The 24,082-nt window shown below is 47.9% G+C and carries 21 protein-coding genes; 17 read left to right on the top strand and 4 right to left on the bottom strand.

Features of this window, described 5'->3' with window-relative positions:
- Positions 1-230: 230 nt before the first annotated feature.
- Genes G598_RS17540 through G598_RS0108860 form a run of 4 tightly spaced genes read left to right on the top strand, consistent with a single transcriptional unit; the run spans position 231 to position 3,856 of the window.
- Entirely contained in the window at positions 231-644 is a 414-nt protein-coding gene (locus G598_RS17540) for a GtrA family protein (RefSeq protein WP_037363738.1), read from the top strand.
- The gene (locus G598_RS0108870; protein ID WP_037363716.1) at positions 634-2,073 is read left to right on the top strand and encodes an ArnT family glycosyltransferase; all 1,440 of its coding nucleotides are present in this window, start codon (positions 634-636) and stop codon (positions 2,071-2,073) included. Before G598_RS17540 ends, G598_RS0108870 begins: the two co-directional genes overlap by 11 nt.
- 14 nt (positions 2,074-2,087) lie before the next feature.
- Entirely contained in the window at positions 2,088-3,014 is a 927-nt protein-coding gene (locus tag G598_RS0108865; protein ID WP_026766667.1) for a glycosyltransferase family 2 protein, read from the top strand.
- The gene (locus G598_RS0108860) at positions 3,011-3,856 is read left to right on the top strand and encodes a ChbG/HpnK family deacetylase (RefSeq protein ID WP_026766666.1); all 846 of its coding nucleotides are present in this window, start codon (positions 3,011-3,013) and stop codon (positions 3,854-3,856) included. Before G598_RS0108865 ends, G598_RS0108860 begins: the two co-directional genes overlap by 4 nt.
- Positions 3,857-3,904: 48 nt before the next feature.
- Here the strand turns inward: G598_RS0108860 and G598_RS0108855 are convergent, their stop codons facing one another.
- The 4 genes from G598_RS0108855 to G598_RS17535 form a co-directional block, all read right to left on the bottom strand.
- On the bottom strand, positions 3,905-4,201 hold the full coding sequence (locus G598_RS0108855) for a hypothetical protein (RefSeq protein ID WP_026766665.1): 297 nt from the start codon (positions 4,199-4,201) through the stop codon (positions 3,905-3,907).
- Positions 4,202-4,348: 147 nt separating this feature from the next.
- On the bottom strand, positions 4,349-6,541 hold the full coding sequence (locus G598_RS0108850) for a transporter substrate-binding domain-containing diguanylate cyclase (RefSeq protein ID WP_026766664.1): 2,193 nt from the start codon (positions 6,539-6,541) through the stop codon (positions 4,349-4,351).
- A gap of 259 nt (positions 6,542-6,800) precedes the next feature.
- Complete coding sequence (locus G598_RS0108845) at positions 6,801-7,676, bottom strand: response regulator (protein WP_026766663.1); 876 nt, start codon at positions 7,674-7,676, stop codon at positions 6,801-6,803.
- The gene (locus tag G598_RS17535; RefSeq protein ID WP_051180122.1) at positions 7,657-9,081 is read right to left on the bottom strand and encodes a sensor histidine kinase; all 1,425 of its coding nucleotides are present in this window, start codon (positions 9,079-9,081) and stop codon (positions 7,657-7,659) included. Before G598_RS17535 ends, G598_RS0108845 begins: the two co-directional genes overlap by 20 nt.
- A gap of 181 nt (positions 9,082-9,262) precedes the next feature.
- On the opposite strand from G598_RS17535, the gene G598_RS0108835 reads away from it, so the two are divergent.
- The 13 genes from G598_RS0108835 (at position 9,263) to G598_RS0108775 (ending at position 24,074) form a co-directional block, all read left to right on the top strand.
- Positions 9,263-10,690, top strand: a complete 1,428-nt coding sequence (locus G598_RS0108835; RefSeq protein WP_026766662.1) for a DASS family sodium-coupled anion symporter — start codon at positions 9,263-9,265, stop codon at positions 10,688-10,690.
- A 297-nt stretch (positions 10,691-10,987) separates the two neighbouring features.
- Positions 10,988-12,376, top strand: coding sequence for an aspartate ammonia-lyase (locus tag G598_RS0108830; RefSeq protein ID WP_026766661.1), 1,389 nt, complete (start codon positions 10,988-10,990; stop codon positions 12,374-12,376).
- Between the two features lie 225 nt (positions 12,377-12,601).
- The gene (locus G598_RS0108825; protein ID WP_037363712.1) at positions 12,602-14,131 is read left to right on the top strand and encodes an LPS-assembly protein LptD; all 1,530 of its coding nucleotides are present in this window, start codon (positions 12,602-12,604) and stop codon (positions 14,129-14,131) included.
- 7 nt (positions 14,132-14,138) lie between these two features.
- The gene (locus tag G598_RS0108820; protein WP_026766659.1) at positions 14,139-15,125 is read left to right on the top strand and encodes a bifunctional heptose 7-phosphate kinase/heptose 1-phosphate adenyltransferase; all 987 of its coding nucleotides are present in this window, start codon (positions 14,139-14,141) and stop codon (positions 15,123-15,125) included.
- A gap of 10 nt (positions 15,126-15,135) precedes the next feature.
- Positions 15,136-15,597 (top strand): D-glycero-beta-D-manno-heptose 1-phosphate adenylyltransferase, encoded by a 462-nt coding sequence (gene rfaE2, locus G598_RS0108815; RefSeq protein WP_051180120.1) that lies wholly within the window; start codon positions 15,136-15,138, stop codon positions 15,595-15,597.
- Between the two features lie 52 nt (positions 15,598-15,649).
- Positions 15,650-16,666: a glycosyltransferase family 9 protein gene (locus tag G598_RS0108810; RefSeq protein ID WP_026766657.1), complete on the top strand. Its 1,017-nt coding sequence runs from the start codon at positions 15,650-15,652 to the stop codon at positions 16,664-16,666.
- A 31-nt stretch (positions 16,667-16,697) separates the two neighbouring features.
- Positions 16,698-17,846: a glycosyltransferase family 9 protein gene (locus G598_RS0108805; RefSeq protein ID WP_051180128.1), complete on the top strand. Its 1,149-nt coding sequence runs from the start codon at positions 16,698-16,700 to the stop codon at positions 17,844-17,846.
- 3 nt (positions 17,847-17,849) lie between these two features.
- On the top strand, positions 17,850-18,827 hold the full coding sequence (rfaE1, locus tag G598_RS0108800; RefSeq protein WP_026766655.1) for a D-glycero-beta-D-manno-heptose-7-phosphate kinase: 978 nt from the start codon (positions 17,850-17,852) through the stop codon (positions 18,825-18,827).
- A gap of 150 nt (positions 18,828-18,977) precedes the next feature.
- Positions 18,978-19,964: an ADP-glyceromanno-heptose 6-epimerase gene (gene rfaD, locus G598_RS0108795; protein ID WP_026766654.1), complete on the top strand. Its 987-nt coding sequence runs from the start codon at positions 18,978-18,980 to the stop codon at positions 19,962-19,964.
- Positions 19,965-19,977: 13 nt separating this feature from the next.
- A complete protein-coding gene (locus G598_RS0108790) occupies positions 19,978-20,505 on the top strand; it encodes a D-glycero-alpha-D-manno-heptose-1,7-bisphosphate 7-phosphatase (RefSeq protein ID WP_051180126.1) in 528 nt (175 codons plus the stop codon).
- Between the two features lie 56 nt (positions 20,506-20,561).
- Positions 20,562-22,100: an L-lactate permease gene (locus tag G598_RS0108785; protein WP_026766652.1), complete on the top strand. Its 1,539-nt coding sequence runs from the start codon at positions 20,562-20,564 to the stop codon at positions 22,098-22,100.
- Between the two features lie 153 nt (positions 22,101-22,253).
- Complete coding sequence (locus tag G598_RS0108780) at positions 22,254-23,159, top strand: VirK/YbjX family protein (RefSeq protein ID WP_026766651.1); 906 nt, start codon at positions 22,254-22,256, stop codon at positions 23,157-23,159.
- A gap of 12 nt (positions 23,160-23,171) precedes the next feature.
- Positions 23,172-24,074 (top strand): glycosyltransferase family 17 protein, encoded by a 903-nt coding sequence (locus G598_RS0108775; protein ID WP_026766650.1) that lies wholly within the window; start codon positions 23,172-23,174, stop codon positions 24,072-24,074.
- Positions 24,075-24,082: the final 8 nt, after the last annotated feature.

The following is a 24,082-nucleotide window of genomic DNA, read 5'->3' as shown; positions in this document are numbered from 1 at the left end:
CGGAAAACCATCACCCGCAGGTCGGGCTTTGTGCGTACTGGCAGGTAATATTTTCCTTCGCTGAGACAGGCTTGTCAAACGCTGCGGAAAACCATTACCTCCAGGGCGGGCTTTGTGCGTACTGGCGGGGATGGTTTAATTTTATGTTAATGAAACTTCATTGACTAGCAGGGAGCGGTGTAGTATTATTGGTTGGTAGTAGTAGTTATGGAGGGACGATTTTGGCCGATATGATTTTACGCAAGGTTCGTGAAGAACTTTTTGATTGGCGATTTATAAAATTTGTGCTGGTAGGTATCATCAATACCTTTTCCTGCTCATTCTTTGCGTGGCTGTGCCTGGATATCGTTTTGGATGCCAACATTGCGTTTGTGATCGGGTACTTTGCCAGTAATGTGATGGCCTATATCATGAATGGTGTATGGATTTTTCCGAGTCCGCTGACATGGAAAGGCTATAGCAAGTTTGCCCTTTCATATGTGCCCAATTTTATCTGTGAAAATCTGGTGGTGGGGCTTTGCTACAATTTGCTGGGAATGCCTCCGGTGGTCAGTTATTTGCTGGCGGCGGTATTGGCGGTGCCCATTACCTATGTGTTGGTGAAGTATTTTGCTTTTGGAGGCGCAAAGAAGAATGATCAATGAAAAAAAGCATCTTTGGGTGCTGGGCGGTCTTTGGCTGCTGCTTTATATAGTGGGAAATCATCTGTTGACCATAACGGACCCGGTGGAGTGCAATTATGCAGAGACTGCCCGGGAAATGTTGCTCTATGATGATTATTTTTCTCCGCGTATCTTTGGTAATTATTGGTTTGATAAACCGATTTTTTTCTATTGGGAATTAGCGGCAGCGTTTAATCTTTTTGGTTTTACCAATTTTGCTGCGCGTCTGGCACCGGCACTGACTGTGCTGGCAGCGACAGCCCTGCTTTACTGGTGGGGGAAGCGTTTGTATAATGCCAGGATTGCCTTTGTGGCGTCGCTGCTCTTTATGACTTCTTTGGAAACCTGGTATGTGGGCCATGCGGTGGTTACAGACATGACCTTGCTGCTGGCGGTGTCTTTGACCTTGATTGCCTTTTATTGTGGTTATCAGCAGAAAAAATATAACTGGTATTATCTGGCCTTTGCTTCTGCAGGTGTGGCGGTATTGGATAAAGGGCCGATTGGCTTGGTTCTGCCGGGGCTTATTATCGTGCTCTTTTTGCTGTGGCAGCGGGATTTCAAGGCGCTGCTGGTAAAACAGCTGTTGGGCGGCGTTATCTTGTTCGTTTTGGTCGCAGGAATTTGGTATGTGCCCATGTATATGAAGCATGGACAGGATTTTATTGATATTTTCCTGGGGGTTCATAATGTTATGCGGGCGACTGTGTCCGAACACCCTCGTGATGACGTCTGGTATTATTACATTGGTATCTTCTTAGCGGGCTTCTTTCCGTGGGCATGGGCGGCCATCCCTGCCTTTATCAAAAGATGGCGCAAGGGCTGGCGCTTGCAGCTGGATACGAATACGCGTTTCCTGTTGGTGTGGGCGGTAACGGTGTTTGCGCTCTTTCAATGTTTCGCTACAAAATATGTTACCTATACATTCCCGTATATGTTCCCGGTAGTTCTTTTGATGGCGCGCCACTTCTGCAACTGGGGAAAGAACCTGCTTTATGGTGCAGCGGTGATGTCGGTGGTTTATTTGGGGCTGCTTTTTGGGGTAGCAGTTCCGCAGATGGAACGTCATTCGTCCTATGGCATGGCTATGGCTGCAAAGCCTTATCTGGAGCAGGGCGTGGAGCCATATAGCTTTGGGCGAAGAGATGGTGTGGTGGCCTTCACTTATTACAGTGGGCACTTTATCAAGGACCTTGTATCGCAGGAAGCGCTAGACGAGGAGCGTAAGCTGGACTGGAGTGTGACCAATATACTTCCTAAGTGCAGTTTTGAGGCAGTGGCAACCGATAAGCCGATGCTCGTGATTGTGGGGGAAAAGAGTTTCGAAGATTTACAGAAAAAGCTGCCGGGTAAATGGACGTTACTGGAGAAGGGACGCAGAAATCATTTGTATTACCGCGAAGCAGATTAGGGGGAAGAAAAAAATTGAAAACTGTATCGATTGTTGTACCGGTCTATAACGAGGGGGATAATATCCTGCATTTTACGAATGCAGTTCGGGAGGTTATGGACAAGCAGCCGTATAAATGGAACTTGTTATTTGTAGATGACGGCTCAAGGGATAACAGTCTGGAACTTTTGGAAGGTTTGCAGGCACAGTATGAGAATATCAAGGTATTGGCATTATCCCGCAATCGAGGTCATCAGATTGCACTGACCTGTGGTCTTGACCATGCTAAAGGAGATGCGGTCATCTCCATGGACGGCGATATGCAGCATCCGCCTGCACTTATTCCGACACTACTGGCCAAATGGGAGGAAGGCTATGAGATTGTCCAGACCATTCGGCAGGATACGCAAGGAGTTTCCTGGTTAAAGAAGAAAACCTCGAAAATGTATTATCAGCTTATCAATAATCTCTCCAGTGTGCATATCCGCCCCGGCGGGTCGGATTTCCGCCTGCTCGACCGACGGGCTGTGGATGCCATGAATCAGTATCGGGAGCATGACCGTTTCTTGCGGGGAATTGTTACGCTCTTGGGCTTTAACTTTGCTGAAGTGCCCTTTGTGGCTCCGCCGCGCTTTGCCGGCGAGTCCAAGTATTCGCTGAAAAAGATGGTGAAGCTGGCTGTCGATGGCATTGTGGGGTATTCGGTACTGCCTTTGCGAACGGCTTTTATCATGGGCATTTTTCTGGCCTTTCTCAGTGTTTGCTTTACTGTGCATGCTCTTTATGTATATATCAACGGCGAGGCGGTATCGGGCTGGACGACCATCATGGTGTGTATGTCCTTGTTTGGCGGTGCGCAGCTGATTATTTTGGGTATTATGGGGGAATATTTGGGTCGTATTTATACGGAGGTAAAGAACCGTCCCTTGTATCTGATTAAGAATCAAGAGGTAGAAAAGTGAAAAAGCTGATTGTCAATGCTGATGATTTTGGCCGCCAGCCGCTGATCAATCAGGCGGTGGCAGAGGCTGTGGATAAAAAGGGCTTACTGTCAACCAGTTTGATGGCTGGTGAGCCGTATTTTGCGGAAGCTGTTGATATTGCCAAAAAACGCCCACAACTAGGTGTGGGCGTGCATTTGACACTGGTGGACGGCAGGCCGGTGCTCCCCGCAGAAGAAATTCCTACGCTGGCCGTGAATGATGGCCGCTTTTTGCCCGACCATGGCGCTTTTGTAAAGCATTATGTGCAGGGAAAAGTTGCGCGTAAGGATATTGAGCGGGAATTGGCGGCACAGTTAGATAAGGTTCTGCAGGCAGGTATTACACCGACCCATGTGGACAGCCATCAGCATATGCATATGCTGCCGGGGATATTTCCGCTGGTCTTGCAGCTGGCGGCAGAGCGTGGGATTAAACGCGTGCGGATATCCCGGGGAATTTATGGCAATCCCTTCACTCCCTGGCCGGGGATTGGTGACCTGATCGGAAAATTTGGCCTGGAGACATTGTCCTGTATTGACCGGAGGCAGGCAAAAGCGCAAGGATTTGCCTGTCCGGATAATTTTGTTGGCCAGGTAGCTGGTGGTGCAGTAACGGAAGCGTTCATGAATCATTTAGCCGAAAATTTCACGAATGGTTCCGTGGAAGTTATGCTGCATCCAGGTTTAGAGAACGAATCTTTGATTAAGGAAACCGGCTGGCAGCATGATTATGAGGCAGAGCTCCATGCAGTATGCGCGGACTCTGTAAGGGAAAACTTATCCCGTAAAGGCATAAATTTGATAAATTTTGGAGACTTATAAAAATCCCCCGTCAGCAATGTATATCGTACTGACGGGGGATTTTTATAGTTATAAGCTGCTCAGTTCAACCTTGAATGCGTTCTGTCCATAGCGGATTAAGTCCTCTTGCCAGCTATTGATATCCACAACAAAAGCGGGCTGAGATTCCTGACCGAAAAATTCCAGTTCTTTGGAACCCTGTATAGCATCTAATCTTGACATCAACGAATGGAGGGGCGGAAGACCAGCGAGGTCCTCCTCTTTGGCTGTTTTGGCCATCGTAATGATACTCAAAAGGTGGTTTTGCTGATTTTTTAGCTCCTCCATATGATTGTGGGGGAGCAGCGGCATGTTTTTCACATCCATGTTGCTTCCTCCTTTTTGATTCCATAGACAATAATCCTACTTTAATCATAGCATAAAGTAAGAATATTGTCTATATTTTTGGAAGCATATACAGTTTATTTTTCGATTTTTGAGGTGTTTCTGTATGCCGTGGTGGAAAGGCAGCGATTAAACGGACTTATTACCATAATAGGCCAGTGCCCAACCATCGCGGCCGTTTTCTTTTACCTGATAGAGTGCCTGGTCAGCATTGTGCAATAGTTCCTGATAATCCTGGCCATGCGCGGGATATAAGGCGATGCCGATGCTGGCTGAAAGGCGTGGGTGCTGGTTGCCAGCAGGTTCCAAATTGTGGGCGGCTTCACGGATACGGTTGGCAATGCATTTGATATTGTGGCGGGGGAGACTAGTGAGCATCAGAATGAATTCATCGCCGCCAAAACGGCCAACGGCATCATCGGCACGGACGATATGGCTGAGGCATACCGCAAAGCGGCGTAAGATGTCATCACCGCGTTGATGACCTAATGTGTCATTGGCTTCTTTGAAATGGTCAAGGTCAATGATAAAGAGAGCGTGGCAGCGGTCAGGCGCGGCAGGGGTACGTAGAATTTCATTGGCAGCACGTTCAATAGCCGCTTTGTTCAAAAGACCGGTCAAGGCATCGGTTTCCGCCAGTTCCTGATAATGCCGCTGTTTTTGTTGGGCAGTATTCAACTCGTTGAGCATGGTCTGGAGTTTGCGATTTTTTTCCTGTAAGAGTTTTTGTGCCCTGTTCATGCTCTGCTGATGATGACTGAGGAAGAACATGGCGGCAATCAGGAAGAGGATAATACCTGCCGCAAGCCCGGTTTGCAGAGGATAGAAGGTGAGGAGATGCTGCAGGGAAAATTCCGGTTTGCTGTCAATGATATGCTTTTGCGTGATATGGAGGCGCTTTTCCGGATTTATCTGCGTGATCGCCTTGTTCAGGATACTCTGCAATATGCGGGGCTGTACAGGGGATATAACAAGGCTGGTGGGAATATTTATGGAAGCATCGGGAATAATATTGAGGTCCGGGTAAAGAATCAGCGGACGGTCGATTTCCAGCGTGGAATCACGAATAAGGGCGAGGTCACAGTTTTTATTTTGGACACGACCGATGGCTTCACTGCTGGAGGTATTGGCTTCCACAAAATTCCATTTGGGAAATTTTTGTTTGAGATAGGACATGATGGATGGTTCCGGCCAGGGGACAACCAGCGTGACATTCTCCGTAGCTGAAGGGGTCTGTGGACTGCTGCCGATAAAGGTATAGGGGATTTCTAAAAGCGGATTGGTGAAATAGAACGGCAGATGATTTTCTGCACCGGTAAAGACATCCAGCATAAGGTCGGCATCGCCTTTTTTCAACAGGTCTATTGCATCTTCATAACGTTTTACATGGATATAGGTGAATTGCAGACCGGAATTTTTGGCTAAAGCCTTAATGAGGTCAGCATAAATACCGGTGACCTGCTGTGTTTTTTCATCGTATTCGATATAGGGTGGTGCACCGCCGTAGATGGCAACCCGCAGCGGCGGCAGGCTTTGGATATACTGGCTCTCCAATGGCGTATAGTGCACCAGTTGGAAGTCGAGATTTTCCGCTAGATTTTGGGAAAGCTGGGGTTCAAAATGAGGATTTTCCGTGTTGAGCCGGGCAAGAGCTTGCTCCATTTCCTCAAGCCGGTGGCGATGTGCAGCAATGGTGGCCACACGTACAGGAATGCGTGTATAGGCCAGAAGAAAATATTCTTCGGGGGTGGTATTTGTGGCGGTATCGACTACCAAATCGATATCGCCAGCCGTTAATGCCGCAAGCATTGCCTGTTGATTGACAAATTCATGCACCGTAAAGGTGAGGTGGTTGCGCTGTTGGAATTCCTCGAAACGGTCATTTATGGGACGATTGGCAATGACGCCTGCCTTTGCACCGTTAAGGCTGTTTAAGTCCCTGGGATTGAAACGTGTTTCTCCTTCACGGGTATAAAGACCTTCCACATCGTAGCCAAAGTTCATTGCACTATAGATGATGCCATTGTGCAATCCCAAAGAACTGGGATATTCCACGGACAGCAGCAAATCGATGTCTCCGGCAAATAATTGGGAAAAGGCATTGCTGGCGCTGACATTCACCAGTTGATAGTCCCAGTCAGTCTGTTTAGACAGTTCGTCTAAATAGGTGATGTAATAACGGCGCAGGATATGACCGTTGACCAGACTTTTGTCCGGTTGAATAAATCCTAATTTCACCTGCTGCCCTTCTGCTGACACTAGTGGCATATAAGACGGCATGAGCAGGCAGAGGGTGAAGAAAAATATCATAAGTGCTTTCATAAGATGGTTCTCCTATGGTAAGTCGCAATTAATATTATTGGATTATTTCGATAAAATACAAAAAAATCCTGCTGGCTGGACCGCGTGTACCGCCTGCATCTTCCGGGCATCTGACTACATTGTTGATGATGCTCTATGCTATATGGAGGCGTAGTGACACACTAAGCAGGATTTTGTGGATAACTTTGATTTAATACACATATTATCCCCAAATAATGGGGATAATGTGGATAAGTTTGTGGATAAGTGGCTGGAAGGGTTAGATTTCTCTTTGGGCTGTATCGTATAGTGCATGAATAAACTTTTTCATATTGATATGCACCTGGGAGGAGGTGGGTTTTTCCTCATTTTCCAGCAGGCGCATGGTGCTGCGGATATCGTTGTAGTCGAAGTAAAGTGGTGCATAGTCTTCAAACTTGGGATTGGTGTAATCGAGAACTCCCATGCTGGCCACATTCACATGTCCTTGAAAAATGGTGCGGCGCAGACGTTGTTCCATTGCTTTGGCTTCGCGTACCGGGTCATCTGCACCATTTTGCTGGGCAACAGCCGTGAACAATCCCTTTAGAGCAGGAATTTGTCCGCGGTTAGTTTCGATATAGGCCATGATACTTAATAAATCCTGAGCACCGGGGGCGGTGAGGATGCCGAGTTCCTTTAGCTGGTTTTCTGTACGGGTACGGATATTTTTCTTCGTCACTGGCGCTGGCACAGGGTGAGGCGTGAGGCTGAGCAGGGAGTTTTGCAGATTATGGGCGAAGGATTCCAGACGCAAATGTTCGCTGACGTTTTTCAGTACGCTGACGATTTCGTTGCGGTTCAACGGCTTGGTGATATAGTAATCAATGCCGTTTTCATAGGCTTTGCCCACCAAATCCTTGCTTTCTACTTGCGAGAGCATAATGATTTTGCCTGCAAAATGCTCCTTGATGCGATTGATGGCCTGAATGCCGTCAATACCAGGCATTAACATATCAATAATGAGAATATCGGTCTGGCGCTGCGCAAGCAGGTCATTGGTCAGCTCCATGGCAGTGTTTAGCGAGTCCGTAACGTCACCAAGGTTATAGTCTTCAATGATGTCCTGCAGCATCATGCGTACAGCGTCATCATCGTCAATCAGCATTATGTTCATATGAAGCATTCTCCTTTGGGTGTTGTTGTTTGCGGGTCGAGCTTTCCCCTTGAGGGGAAGGTGGTACGTGCAGCGTGACGGATGAGGTGTCGGGTTTATGCAGCTTTTTGCAGGGCAGGTCGATATGACAGCAGACCTTGTCTTTGCCGTCAGAGGTCAGCTCAATGGTACCGCCGAGCGTTTCCGTCTGATGCTTGACATAGGTAAGTCCTACGCCGCTGGAGGCTTTGCCGGTGCTGTCGAATTTGGTCGTGTATCCAGGGGAAAAGACCTGCGCCAGACGGCGCGGCGGGATAAAGCTGCCGGTGTTTTCCAAAGTGATTTTCAAGCGTCCATCGCCCCTGCCGCCTACAATGGTCAGCGTGATGGTGCCCCGGCTGGGGATGGCTTCCACGGCGTTAGCGACCAGATTGTTGAGGATGGAGAGCAGCATAAACGAATGCAGCAGAGGCAGTCCTGCGGGGACTTTCGCACTAAAAAAGATTTCCTTGCCCAGTGAGCGGGCATATTTTTTTTGCGTATGTATCAGGAGTTTGACGATTTTATCCGGCGGCAGGTAATCGTCTACCCGGCGATTCTGGGTTAGTTCCTGCAATCCTGCATATATGCGCTGCTGGTTTTTTTTGATATCGTGGCATTGCCCGGCAATGCGCAGCACCTCGTTGGCCAGTGCTTCATCCTCCGGTGTCCGGGCGCGGCCTTTTAGCTGTGTGTAGACATTGTAGCAGTCATGGGTGACATCCTCGCCGCTCTGCAGGGAACACTTGAGTTCAAATACTTCCTCGTATAGTCCGGCAATCAGCATGGTCAGCCGGTCTTTTTCCTTGGTCTTGCGGGTCAGCCGCATTTCGGTGTTGTAGAGCTGGAACAGGAAGAAGAAGGAGAGGATAAAGAAACAGCGCAAAATGGCAATCAGAACCAAGCGCCCCAGCATGCCTAAGGTAAAGGTTTCCGACTGCTGGTAGGCGATGGCGTTCATGGCCGCCAGCTCGCCGACACTAGCGAACACTTCGGCGATAATCGCCCAGAAGGCAATCCCCAAAGCCTGTTCGTAAATCGAACGCCGGGACAGCTGCGGCAGGGCGAAGAACAGGGAGTAGATAAAATAATAGAAGAAATTGGGGATATGTTCAATGAGGGCGAGCAGGATATCATCACCGTAGAATACATCCAACCCCGTGCGGAACAGCATAACGGATGTTCCGGCCACCGCGCCGGTAAAGAGCCGAGGAAAGTTGCTGAGCCAGATAAGGAACAACAGAAAGACTGGTGAGCCGAAACTGACGCGGAAACTGGCAAAATCCCCGCTGAAGGGATGCATTTTAGGCTCGCCGGCCAGTGGCACCAATATCATCATAAAGAGTAAAACCAGCCAGTCCTGACGATTGGGCTTGGTGTTATTCATCGGAAAAACTCCTTTGGAAAAGAAAATACTTATAAAATAATAATCGTTGCTTATCGGATTATATAGTTTTTTATAGTCATGCATTTATATTATTACCATCAATCATACCATAAGTCAAACAGCAATTATAGTATCGTTTAAGTGCGGCTTATGGTTGTATCGTTATGAGGAGGTAGAAAAAATGTCTGATTCAAAAAATCAGGGATTAAGCCCGTTGATTCGCGGCCTGATGTGTGTGGCCATCGGCGCAATCATTTGGTTTATTCCCGCGCCGGCTGGGGTAGGAGCTCAGGCTTGGGGGCTTCTGGCCATCTTTATTGCCACCATCGCAGGTTTTATTCTCCAACCCATGCCTATCGGTGCCATTGCATTGATTGCATTGACGCTCCTGCCCATCCTGGGCATTATGAAAACCGGCGAAGCGCTGGCAGGTTTTTCCAACACCACGATTTGGTTAATCGTATCCGCATTCATGTTTGCTGAAGGTTTCATTAAAACCGGTCTGGGCAAGCGTATTTCCTACATGTTGCTCTCGAAGTTCGGCAGCAGTACCTTGCGTGTCGCTTACGTCATGAGCGCAGCTGACTTCGTTATCGCACCGTTCACGCCGTCCAATACAGCACGCGGTGGTGGCATCATCTTCCCGATTGTCCGCAGTATCACGGCTGCCGTTGGCTCGGATGTGGAGAAGAAGACCAATATGCGCACAGGTGCATTCCTGATGTTCAGCGCTTATGCAGCGGTCATCACTTCCGCTTGTATCTTCTTGACGGGTGCTTCAAACAACGTGCTCTGCAACACGCTGGCACAGCAGATTTTCGGCACCTCGATTGGCTGGGGCGACTGGTTCCTGGCCTGCATTATTCCCGGTCTTATCCTGACCGTGGCTACGCCGTATATCCTCTATAAACTCATCAATCCGGAACTCAAGAATACGCCGGAAACGCAGGAACTGGCTCGCCGTGAGCTGGCAGAAATGGGGCCCATGAGCTCTAAGGAAATCATCCTGAGCTTTATCTTCGTAGTAGCTCTGGTTATGTGGGCAACGGGTTCCTACCATGGTATTGACTCCGCATTTGTTGCCTTACTTGGTCTTTCGGCCATGCTTTTGACGGGCATCCTCGATTGGTCGGATGTGGCACATCAGCATGCAGCTTGGGATGTACTCGTATGGATGGGCGTGTTGGTTAACATGGCCGCATTTCTTTCCAAGTTCGGTCTGATGAAATGGTTTGCCGATGTAATGGCTGCCCAGTTTGCTGGTATGGAATGGATTATGATGCTCGTCATACTCAGCATCATCTATACCTTCGCTCATTATCTGCTGGCCAGCAACTCGGCTCATATCATGGCACTCTTTGCTGCCTTTGCGACGATTCTCGTGGCTGCCGGGGCTCCGGTACTCGGCGTACTGATTCTCTTTGGCGCACTCTGCAACAGCGCATCCTTCCTTACCCATTATGGCTGCGGCGTTACACCGATTTTCTTTGGTGCCGGCTTCATGGGGCAGGGTGAATGGTGGAAGATTGGTTTCATCATCACGGTATTGCATGTAATCGTTTGGATGGGCGTAGGCCTGCCGGTGATGAAAGTAATCGGTATGTTGTAAGGGGACGTGTACTTTTCTTTGGTGCAAAGAAAAGTACCAAAAGAAACTGCGGCCTGAAATCCCATCCAGGGATTTACGGCCGCGGTGCCCATCCTTGGGCACGAATATTACCATAGCTCGATGCTATGTAGTAATTTTATGGACAATTTTTCAAAATGTACTTGATTGTATATTGTATACATGATACAATATAGACAAGTCAAAGAGCTATGAGAACATAAACAATGCTTATAGTTCGACTCGGTAAAAAAATGTTATGTTGGGTTATTTTTATGAAAGAAAGGAACGTGGAGCAAAATGAGAAAAGAGCATGATTTCCTTGGTGAACTGGAAATCCCTGATGAAGTATACTATGGTGTACAGACTACCCGTGCTATTTCGAATTTCAAGATTACGGGCCAGAAGATTGACCCAGACTTCGTTCAGGCTTATGCCAAGGTCAAGAAGGCTACGGTAATGGCAAATATGTCTACAGGCCGTATGCCGAAAGAAGTTGGTGAGCCTTTGATTCAGGCTGCTGATGAAATCATTGCTGGCAAATTCTTGGATCAGTTCCCCGTTGATCCCATTCAGGGTGGCGCTGGTACTTCCGTAAACATGAACGTCAACGAAGTTCTTTGCAACCGGGCACTCGAAATCATTGGCAAACCGAAAGGAAGCTATGATATCATCAGCCCGAACAACCATGCCAACATGGCACAGTCCACGAACGATACTTTCCCGACCAGCATCAAGGTTTGCCTGTCCCACAAGGGCAAGAAGCTGACGGCTTCTCTCGGCAGACTGGCTGATGAACTGGATAAGAAGGGTGAGGAATTCAAGGATATCCTCAAGATGGGCCGTACGCATCTGCAGGATGCAGTACCCATTACGCTGGGGCAGGAAATGCATTCCTATGCATCGGCAGTCCGTCGTGGCATTGATCGCATCAACCATGCTATCGACACCATTCATGTAGTGAATATGGGCGGTACGGCAGTCGGCACGGGTCTCAACGCAGAGCCGGCTTACATCACGAAAGTTGCCGAAACCCTGTCCGAAGTTACGGGCGAGAAATATGTCACCGCTGACAACATCATTGATGCGACTAACAACACGGACGGTTTCTCCGATGTTTCCAGCGCCATGAAGACTACGGCACTCGTACTCATCAAGATGGCAAATGACTTCCGTATGATGGCCTCCGGCCCTCGCTGCGGCCTCAACGAACTCAAGCTGCCGATGCGCCAGCCGGGTTCCTCCATCATGCCGGGCAAAGTAAATCCGGTTATCGCTGAGGTTCTCGACCAGGCCTGCTATCAGGTAGTGGCTAATGACTTGGCTGTTTCGCTGGGCGTAGAAAATGGCCAGTTTGAACTCAATGTTATGGAGCCGGTTATCAGCTTCAATATGTTCAACTCCATGACCTACATGACCAATGCTGTAGATACCTTCGTGGAAAAACTCTTGATTGACCTGCAGCCGAACAAAGAACAGTGCCAGGAATGGCTCGACAAGAGCGTAGGTGTAGTAACGGCTATGTTGCCGCATATCGGCTATGAAAACTCGGCGATGATTGCTAAAGAAGCCTACAACACGGGTAAACCGGTTCGTCAGGTTATCCTCGAAAAAGGTCTTATCTCCAAGGAAAAGATGGAAAAGATTCTTTCCCCAAAAGAAATGACCACTCCGGGCATTGCCGGCTGATAGCAGCATAACCCAAATAACATTTCCATAAAATAAAAGTGCGTGCCCTGGGTGGCGCGCACTTTTATTTTACCTATGGTAAAACCTGAACAATGGCGCTATGACGAGATAAAATGTCTCATCGAAACGCTGATAGGTGGTTTTTCCTGTGGAAAAACCTGAACAATGGCGCTATAATATAGAGTATTGATTTGTAGAGAAAATCCTGATGATAGGAGCGTTTTAATGAATAGACAGAAACTGGCAGGGCTGGTTACTGCGGCGTTGCTGCTGCCAATCTTGGGAGGTACGGCGCAGGCTGCGTATCATGCTGATTCGGATACGGGGATTGATGCCCTGGATTACATTGAAAATAATCATCGGCAGGAACGTGCCAATCGTTTGACCGCTGAACAGGAAAAACTGCTGGCTGATGCCAAGGCTATGGAAGCGCATCTGCGCTATCCTTTAGACCCGAAAAAGGCGGCGCCAGTGGCCTTTGAAGGCGAGGAACTCACCTACGATGAACGCGATGGCAGCTTTATTGCCAAGGGCAAAGTGGATATCCTGCAGATGGATGCACACCGTTTTCAAGGCGAAGAAATTACGGGCAACACCAAGAAGCAGGAGGTTAGTATTCCCGATAAGGCACATATCCTGCAGATGACGCCGGGGCAGGTGCGGGTGACTTTGGACGGTTACAAGGCACATTATAACTATGGCGCGAAAACGGGTTCACTGGAAAATGCCAAAGGCAAGGCCGGGGCTCACTATATCACGGGTAAGCGTTTCGAATTCTACCCTGATAAGATTGTAATTTATAACGGTACAGATACAAAATGTGGCGCAAAAAAGCCGGATTACCATACGAGTGCTGAAAAAATTGTCTATTATCCCAACGATAAAGTAGTGATGGACAATGTGAAATTCCATCTGAAGGGAAAAACGATTTTTTCTCGCAAGCATTACGAAACTGGCGTTGGGGATAACGCCAATCAAAACCACGTATATCCGCGTGTGGGCTACAACAGTGATGACGGTGTTCATTTTGAATGGGATTTATCCTTCCCTTTGGTGAAAAATGTAAATTTGAATACCAATATCTACATCAATACCAAGGAAGGCTGGCGCAGTAATTACGATATTACCTGGACCAACCGACATATGCGTACCGGTGTGAGGTATGGCTATTTTGAAGATAGCAATGATAAATGGATAAAGAAAGAGCCAGCAGCCTTTTGGAATTATAATGACCATATTGGCAAAAGCCATTTTACCTATGGTCTAAACACAGAATATGGCCGCTGGCATGGCAATGGTGTTCACAGTAATCATGGGGAGTATGGTGTTTCGCTGGGGTATGACCCCATAAAATTTCACCGTTATACTCTTTACCTAAATACAGGCTACAGCATTACCAAGGAAACCTATAATGATTCCAAAGTCTCCGGGTTTTCGGGAAATGCAGTGTTGACCAAGGATTTTGATGACCGCTGGGCAGCTTATGCAGGTTATCATTACAGCAAGAAAAATCAGGAAAACAGTCTTTTTGCCTATGATACCGATGATTATTCCAAGAAATTAGAAGCTGGTTTTAGTTATCGTGTTGATGATATTAATCGTCTGGCCGTGGGCACAAAATATGATTTAGACCATAAAGAGTGGAAGAATATTGACTATTATTGGTATCATGACCTGCATTGTTCGCAGGTTATCGTGCGGTATAAATCCAAAACCAATCAGGTCAGCTTCCGTTGGCAGTTTACACCGTGGTGATTGATAAATGAAACAAGAATTAGCAAATATAATTGATGAAATTCAGGGGCGGAACATACTGGTCATTGGCGATATGGTAGCCGATATTTATCTGGATGGCCGCATATCCCGTATTTCCCGGGAAGCGCCGGTGCTTGTTTTGCAGCAGGCCGGTGAAAAAGTAGTAGCTGGTGGTGCCGCTAATGTGGTCAACAACGTGGCGACATTAGGTGGTAATGTCTTTGCCGTAGGTCTTTTGGGACTGGATAGTGCCGCCAAGGGGCTGAAAGAAGCTTTGGAGAAGAACGGTGCCCATACGGAAGGCTTGTTCTGTGACGAAAAGCGGCCGACCATTTCCAAAACCCGCGTTATCGCCGGGGGCAGGGCTACGGTCAGTCAGCAGATTGTCCGTATTGATAAAGAAAGCGACAAGCCCATGCAAAAGGCGCATGAGAGTCAGATCAGCCAATACATCAAGGGACTTTTGCCGGAAATAGATGGTGTGGTTTTGAGTGATTATGGCTCCGGCACCGTTACGGAGAAGCTTCAGCAGCAGATTATTTCCTATTGCCGTGCGCATGATATTCCCAGCATGGTGGACAGCCGTTATGATATACATCGGTTCAAGAACATCGGCTATGTGAAGCAGAATGATGCGGAACTGGCTGCAGCTGTCGGCCGTGAACTGCATGATGATGAGAGCATTTTCACTGCCGGACAGGAGCTGTTGGAAGAATTAAATGCTGATGGCGTATTGGTAACCCGAGGCGAAAAAGGCATGGTCCTTTTGGAAAAGGACGGTTCTATCCATGATATTCCGGTATCGGATAAAAGTGAAGTTTTTGATGTATCAGGTGCGGGGGATACCTGTGTATCCACGGTTATTTTGGCTTTGGCCGCAGGCGTAGAGCCGGTACGGGCTGCTGAACTCAGCAATATTGCCAGCGGTATCGCTGTGCGCAAGCTGGGCACAGCTACGGTTTCTAGTGAAGAACTGCGCCGGGCTTTGCAGTGAGGGAGTATGTATGTTAGTAGAACGTAAAGATATCGCACAGTTTTGTGAAATCCTGCGCAAAGGCGGACAGAAAATCGTCTTTACCAATGGTTGTTTTGATATCCTCCATGCTGGTCATGTAACTTATTTGGAAGCGGCGAAAGCGCAGGGGGATGTTTTGGTGTTGGGGCTGAATACCGATGAATCGGTGCGTCGTCTAAAGGGGCCGGAACGTCCCATCAATAACGAACTAGACCGGGCAAAAGTAGTAGGGGCTTTACAGGCTGTAGACTATGTAGTACTGTTCGGCGAACAGACAGCCGAAGCTGTCATCGCTGAAGTAAAGCCGGATATTTATGTTAAGGGCGGCGATTACACGCTGGATACCTTGCCCGAAGCCAAAATCGTACAAAGTTACGGTGGTAAGGTGGCCTTTATCGACATGGTAGAGGGCCGTTCGACTACGAACATCATCAACAAAATCAAGAAGTAAAAAGCCTTCCCTGATTGGGAAGGAGCTGAACATAGAGGCGGATGAGGTTATAATGAGGAACTACCTTATAGTCAAATTAAGCGCCATTGGCGATGTAATCCACGCGCTCCCTGTGGCCTATGCGCTCAAGGAAGCATATCTCGACTGCCATATCACCTGGGTTGTGGAGCCGCCTGCTTACGATTTAGTAAATATGAGCCCCTATATTGATGAAATTATTCTCTTTGAGAAGAAGAAATTTAAGTCCTTAAGGGGCTTTTTGCATGAATATGGCCCGTTGAAGCGGAAGATTCAACAGCGCCGTTATGATGCAGTGCTCGATTTGCAGGGGCTATTTAAGTCGGCTGCTATTGCCCGTCTGGGGCAGGCTCCGGTGAAACTGGGCATGTGCAATATGCGGGAGTTTAGTGACAAAATATCCAAACCCGTAATTGGCGCTCATGCGAATGGACATATTGTAGAGCGTTATTTGGATGTGGCCCGGGCATTAGGCTGTCCGGTAAATGAGGTGCGATTTACACTGGAAGTACCGGAGCGCGAAGCTGACCTTGCCCGTCAGGTTTTTGCTCAGGCAGGAGCCAATATGGCAAATCCCTATGTGGTGCTGGCTATTGGCGCTAACTGGCCCAATAAGCGCTGGCCGGCAGAAAGCTTTGCCCGTCTTGCGGATAAGCTATATGACCGGAAATTTATTCCCGTGCTGGTGGGCGGCGGTTTGGTCGATGAACAGCGGGCGGCGGAAATTTGTTCTTATAGCGATATTCCTCCGCTGAATCTGGTTGGTCGGACGAATTTTAAGCAGCTCACGTATATTCTGCAGAATGCCCGCCTGACTGTGGGCGGCGATACCGGCCCGGTGCATCTGTCGGCAGGTATGGGCACGAAAACCATTATGCTTATGGGGCCTACTGATGCCAACCGCAACGGCCCTTATGGGCAGCAGGAAAATGCGATAGAGGTTGACCGTTCCTGCCGTTATTGCTGGAAGCGGGCTTGCCCGAAAAATATCGACTGTCTGCAAAATATCACCGTAGAAAAGGCAATGGAAAAGATTGAGGAGCTTTGCTGACGTGTATCAAAACATATTGATCATAAATCTTATGCAAATTGGCGATTTGATGCTGACGACGCCAGTTTTGGGCGCTCTGCGTAAAGCTTATCCGCAGGCACGGCTGACACTTTTGGCCGATACCCGCTGGCGGGAATTGGTGGAGGAAAATCCCCATTTGGATGCCTGCCTTTTTATGGATAAAAAAGGAACCGATAAGGGGCTGGCTAAACTGTGGCAGTTTATTCGCAAGGTGCGGGCGCTGAAATTTGATTTGATCATTAATCTGCACCGCAATGAACGTGCCTCGGCAGCAGCGGCTTTTAGCGGCGCAAAATACATTGTGGGCTACAGCAAGCCGTTATTTTCGCTGTTTTTTGATAAAACCATGCAGAATCCCTCCATTGCCCATCATATTGGCTGGGGGCCGGGTGGCGTTTTTCCACCGCATCATTATGTGCCGGGCTGGGAACATCAGGTGCATGCTCACTTGAATGTTCTGCGGAAGTTTCTGGGCATTGAGCCGGATGACGGCGGCCTGGAAATGGCTTTAAGTGAGGAAAATCAGCAAACAGCAGATAAACTTTGGCGGGAACATTTTTCTGCGGAAGATAGGGTGATTGCCTTTAATATCGGTGCCAGCTGGGAAACCAAACGCTGGCCGGATAATTATTTTGCCCAATGTGCGGATAAACTGCTCGAAAAGGGCTATAAGATTGCGTTCTTTGGCGGCCCGATGGATTTGACGATTGTACAAAAATGTGTCAGTCAGATGCAGAATAAGGATAGCAAGGACTTGCATATCTTTACCGGCAAGGTCAGTTTGGCGGTGCTGGCAGGACTTTTGCGCAGATGCTGCTTGTTTCTTACCACGGATTCCGGCCCGATGCATATCGGTGTGGCCATGAATCTGCCCGTGATTACGATGTTTGGCGCATCGCCAGTACCGGGCTTTTATCCTTACGATGGACGTTCTGTTTTGCTGAAATCGCCGGAAAAATGTCATCCCTGCGGGATTCACCAATGCCCGCGGGCGGGGGGCGAAAATCTGGCCTGTATGAAAAATATTCCCGTGGCGGCGGTTATGCATTTTGTAGAGGAACTGCTGGACAAATTCCAAGGTCAGCCTGCCTATAAACTGCCGTTTCACAAGGACGATTATCAATGCCGCGTTATTGACCTGTCCAAAGGAGAATTTTAGCAGATGGATAAACAGATAATGCATGATTTTATTGCGCAAGCAGCTTCTAAATGTCATGTGCTGGTGGTCGGCGATGTGATGCTGGACAAGTATTACTATGGGGAAGTGACCCGTATTTCGCCCGAGGCACCTGTGCCGGTTACCCATGTGACCAGCCAGAAGGAGACTTTGGGCGGGGCGGCTAATGTGGCTCATAACCTTGCTCGTTTAGGGTGTCAAATTGGGCTGGCGGGCTATGTGGGGGAGGACTATCATTGTCAGAGCCTTACGGACAAACTGACGGCCCGTGGCATTGACTTCAAGGGGCTGATTACCACAGATAGGCCGACTACTACGAAATTGCGGGTTATCGGTGGTCATCAGCAGATGATTCGTTTGGATTTTGAAGAAGCCGAGGAAATGACAGGGCCTTATGCTGACCGCTTGCAGAACTTTGTGGCGGCACGCCTGAATGAAGGTGTAGATGCGGTGATTATTTCCGACTATGGCAAAGGTGCCTGCACCGAGGAAACCTGTCAGCAGATTATCAAGGCAGCCAATGCCCATGGAATTCCCGTGCTGGTTGACCCGAAAGGCACAGCCTGGGGCAAATACCGCGGCGCAGATTACATCACGCCGAACTTCAAGGAACTCAGTGCCGTACTGCCGGAAAAAATCAAAAATCAGGACGAGGCTATCGAAAAAGCCGCCCGTTATGTGATGGGCAAGTTCGGTATCAAGCAGGTATTGGCTACTCGTTCGGAATTTGGCATGTCGCTGGTGATGAAAGACAGTGCCTGCCATATCCCCACCAAGGCGCAGGAAGTTTTCGATGTATCCGGTGCCGGTGATACGGTAATCGGTGTATTCGCTTTAGGGCTGGCCGGCGGTCTTGCTCCGGAGGTAAGTGCCTATATGGCCAATATGGCAGCCAGTGTAGTCGTGGCGAAACTGGGTACCTACGCAGTGAGTAAAGAAGAACTTTTAGAAGTGTTGAGATAAAATGGAGTACCTTTCTTTGGCGCAAAGAAAGGTACCCAAAGAAAACGTGGACTGAAATCCCTTCCGGGGATTTACGTCCACCAGTGCCCATCCCTGGGCACTGAGTAACGATAGACCGTTATCTTGATGGATATATGAGGAGGATTTATTGTGATTATTGTAACAGGTGGTGCCGGTTTTATTGGCAGCAATCTTGTAAAGGAACTTAATCGCCGCGGCCGCACGGATATTCTGGTGGTGGATGACCTGAAAGACGGTCAGAACTACAAAAACCTGCGGGGCTTGAAGTTCATTGACTATCAGCATAAGGACGATTTCCTGCAGAGCATTGAAAACGGTGACTTTGATGGTACGGATATCGATGCTGTATTCCACGAAGGCGCCTGCTCCGATACCATGGAATATGATGTTAACTTTATGATGCGGGTAAACTACGAATATTCCAAGTCCGTGCTGCACTTCTGCCTGCAGCATCGCATTCCTTTCCTTTATGCATCTTCGGCATCTACCTATGGCAGCGGCAAAAATGGTTTCCGGGAGGGGGATGAGTGTGAAGATGCGCTGAATCCCTATGCGTTCTCCAAGCTGGCCTTTGACCGCTATGTGCGTCAGGTAATGCCTGAGGCACACAGCCAGATTGTCGGCCTGAAATACTTCAATGTCTATGGCCCGCAGGAACACCACAAAGGCAAGATGGCGTCCATTTTCTACCAGTTGTACAATCAGGTCAACGAAACGGGCAAGGCGCGTCTGTTCCAAGGCTGGGGTGAGATTAACGGCCAGCCGGTCAAAGATGGTGAGCAGCGCCGCGATTTTGTCTATGTCAAGGACGTAGTCAACGTGAATCTGTGGTTCTGGGAGCATAAGGGCAAGAGCGGTATCTACAATTGCGGCACCGGCCATGCGCATACCTACAATGAAGTAGCCGAAGCTGTAATCGAGGCTTTGGGCAAAGGTGAAATCGCCTACCGCGAATTTCCTGAAGTCCTCAAGGGGAAATACCAAAACTTCACCGAAGCCGATGATACCAACCTGCTGGCAGCCGGCTACAACGAAGGTTTCCATGAAATGAAAGATGCGGTCAAGGAATACGTAGATTTCCTCAACAAAGGTGGTTACTTTGATTACAACGACTAAAAAGCCTTTCACTATGGGGAAGGTGGGCGCGCAACGCTCGGATGAGGTTAACAAAGCGGTCTTTTTCGACCGTGATGGCACACTCAATGTGGATATAGACTATCTTCATCGCCCTGAAGACTTCATCTGGATAGAAGGCGCCAAAGAGGCGATTAAATACGTCAACGACAAAGGCTATCTGGCCATCCTCGTCACTAACCAGAGCGGGGTGGCCAGAGGATACTATCCTGAAGAAGATATAAAAGAAGTCTACGATTGGATGAACAAAGAACTGGCTAAAATCGGAGCGCATTTGGATGCGCTCTTTTACTGCCCGCATCATCCAACAGGTAAAATCCCTGCCTATACCAAGATATGCAGTTGTCGTAAGCCGGATACGGGCATGGTGGATGAAGCCTGCCTGCGGTTTAATATCGACCGCTCAAAGTCCTATCTAGTGGGAGATAGCGGCCGGGATTTGGAATGTGCGCAAAAAGCAGGCGTGCAGGGGATAAAATATGTTTCGGGCAGTTTGTTGTCCTGCATAAAGGATTTTATTTAACGCATGTCGAATCATCCCATAAACAAACTATTCAGAAAAAAAGGAGGTGGTTCCTCGTGTCGCTGTTATTCATTGCTGTCCTTCCTATTCTCTGGTTGATTGTAGCTCTTTCCGGGCTGAAAATGGCGGCTTGGAAAGCCTGTCCTGTGGCACTTTTGCTGTCCTTGCTGGCTAGCGTGCTGTATTTCGGTATGCCTGCTGACTATATGGCCAGCGCGGTGTTGGAAGGGACTGCACTGGCCTGTTGGCCGATATTGTTGATTATTACGGCTACGATTTATACCTACCATCTGTCGGTTCATACTGGTGGAATGGAGATTATCAAAGCCATGCTGACCTCCGTCAGCAGCGATTATCGGGTGCTCATCCTTCTGATTGCTTTCGGCTTTGGCGGCTTTTTGGAAGGCATGGCAGGCTTTGGGACTGCTGTGGCCATACCGGCCAGTATGCTGGCAGGGATGGGCATCAATCCCGTCAGTGCGGTGGCGGTATGTCTTGTGGCAAACTTCGTGCCTTCGGCGTATGGTTCTATCGGCATTCCGCTTGTCACCTTATCGGGCATTATGGGCACGGATTCTGCCCAGCTGGCTACCTATGTGGCTTTGCAAATCAGTATTTTGGGGCTGTTTTGCCCATTCCTGATGGTGGCCATTGCGGGCAGCGGCTGGCTGGCAGTCAAGGACATGGTGCCGGTGTGTATGGCTGCAGGACTTAGCTATGTACTGGCGCAGTTGGGGGTATCGTATTTCCTGGGCCCTGAGCTTGCCGGCGTGGCCGGAGCACTTTGTACGATGGGGGCGATTATCGGTGCGGTGAAGTATTTTCCGCCGCAGAATTCCGCCTATGTACTGCAGAAGGAGAATGCTCCGCAAGTGACACAGCACCAGGCTTTTATGGCTTGGCTGCCATTTGTGCTGATTTTTATTTTATTGCTGATGACTAGCAAACTGGTGCCGACGATTTACGATTCGATTTCGCAGATTCGTACGTCGATATTGATTTATAAAGGTGAGGGGGGCGCGCCTTATACCTTCCATTGGATAGCGACACCTGGCATGGTGATTTTCTTTGCCACCTTTGTCAGCGGTTTTATCAAAAGAACGCCTTTGGGGGATATGCTGACGGTATTGCGTAAGACACTGGCCAGTCTGCGGCCGACGTTTATCACCATTATCAGCATCATTGCTACGGCAAAAGTCATGGGCTACAGCGGCATGACCACGACCATCGCCGACAATACTGTAGCCGCTACAGGATTGATGTATCCGGCTATTGCCGCCTTTATTGGTTCGGTGGGCGGCTTTATCACGGGGTCCGCGACCAGTACCTGCATTTTGCTGGGCAAGCTGCAGATGGATGCGGCTATTGCTATCGGTGCGCCGCTCAATACACAGATTTGGATTGCTGCGGCTAATGCTACTGGTGCCTGTGCAGGTAAGCTGATTGCTCCCCAAAGCATCGCCATTGGCGTTGCGGCTATCGGTGTGGCTGGCAGGGGAAGTGAAAGCCAACTGCTTGGGCTGACGATGAAGATATATTTGCCATTCATTATTTTGCTTGGCTTGTTGGTTTATTTTGGGACAAGTGTGCTATAAGCAAATAAAATACCTAATCCGCACGGAAAGTGCGGATTTTTTTTTGAGTATGTAGTATAATTAAATGTTAGTAGGCATGGGGAGCTAAAATGATAGCCAGTATGCAATGTATTAGATGTGATTAATTTTAGTGAAAAAGGTGTACTATATATAATGATAAATTTTATAGATATCGGTAAATCTATATATGATTTAAGCAATTGGCGGGAACAACGTCGTATGGTAGTGTTTGTGTTAAGAGCATATATTCATTATGCGTCGATGAAACCGCTTTACGATTTTTTTATGCATAATCAGACAAATAGACGGTTTATAAGTAATAATAAATATCCATTAGAGCAGGTTACAAGAGCATTTTTTTACAACAAATCTACCATGCAGGAACGCATAACGATTGTAAAAGAGCATGTATCCTTTATAATGGAAAAATTTAAGGAAGAATGTGCCTTGAAGATGGCGGCACATGAATTCTTCCTTTTATGGGAGGATTTGCGTGGAGAGGAACCGCTGAGGCTCTATATGGCTTTTGAGTCTGGGCAGCGCAAGGAGGGGATGCTCTCGCTTATCTTTCGCTGGGGGCATAACTACGCTAACCTTTATCAGATGATATTTTGGATAGCACGCGATAAAAATGCTGAGTGGTCTTTGTGGATTGGGGCAATGCAAGGTCCTAATATGGAAAATGCTAAAGATGTTGTCAAGAAGGTAACTAAACAGTGTCATGCATATCGCACCAAAAATTTAACACTTTATGTGACACGGATTTTTGCAGAGGTATTAGGGCTGAAGCATATTTATGCGGTATCGAATTATGGATATTATGCGAATAACCATGTGCGGAGTGACCGCAAACTAAAAACTAATTTCGGCGATTTTTGGGAAGAATCCGGTGGACATGTGACGGAAGATGCCCGCTTTTATGAATTGCCATTGCAAGAGGAGCGTAAAAGCGAAGATGAAATTCCTACCCGTAAGCGGTCTGTGTATCGCAAGCGTTTTGCCCTAATGGATGAAATAAAAATGACCATGACACAGAACTTAGCAAAATTGCTAAAGTAAGGGAGTTATAATATGGCAATTTATGATTGCTTTACCTTCTATAATGAAATAGAGTTGCTAGAATGGCGTTTGCATATGTTGGCTGATGTAGTGGATTGTTTTGTCATTGTCGAGGCGAACCGCACCTTCCAAAATAAGGAAAAGCCGTTTAATCTGGAAAAGTACAGAGACAGATTGTCTCCATACTGGGATAAGATTCGATACTTGAAGATAACAGACGGACTTCCCTACACAGATGATTGGTCAATTGAGATATATCAGCGCAATTATATCGCTAACGGCTTGGGGGATTGCCAACCGGATGATGTAATCATCATAGGCGATGTGGATGAATTTCCAGACCCGCGGATTTTGGAGCAAATGCAGCAAGGGCGGGTTCCTGTGCATATTTTCCGCAGCTTTGGTTATGTAGGTGAGCGAAGCGGACTTAGGGGGCTTTCCCGCAACAGTCGGTGTTTTTTGCGGGCTTTGCCTTATATGTATGTTAAGCATAATTTAGATAAATTTCTGGAAAAAAGTGCCGTGGTTTTTGAGCAGCGCATGTATGAGTTCTTTGTCAATTATGAATGCCCTTTTCATTGGTGCGGTACAATTTTGTGTCGATATAAAAACTTAACGACGCCACAGGATTTACGAAATCAACGCAATCGCTTGCCTATGGTCAATGGAGGATGGCATTTTTCATCATTAGGAGGCGTGCAGGCCATAAAACGCAAGCTTAATGCAACGTCTGACGGAATGAAGAATCCTGTATTGCGTTTGCCGGATAATGAACAGGATGCATTTATCGCTGCAGAATTGGAACGTGGGCGTATTTGGTGGACGAATAAGAATTTAATCAAGCATGGTAAAGATGATTCGGATATACCGGAATACGAATGGTTTGTCAATAAGTATCCTGCTATGCAACGTTGAATAGGAAT

The organism is Selenomonas ruminantium subsp. ruminantium ATCC 12561 (assembly GCF_000424065.1).
GTDB classification, from domain to species: Bacteria; Bacillota; Negativicutes; order Selenomonadales; family Selenomonadaceae; genus Selenomonas_A; species Selenomonas_A ruminantium.
This window is presented reverse-complemented; position numbering and strand designations above follow the sequence as displayed.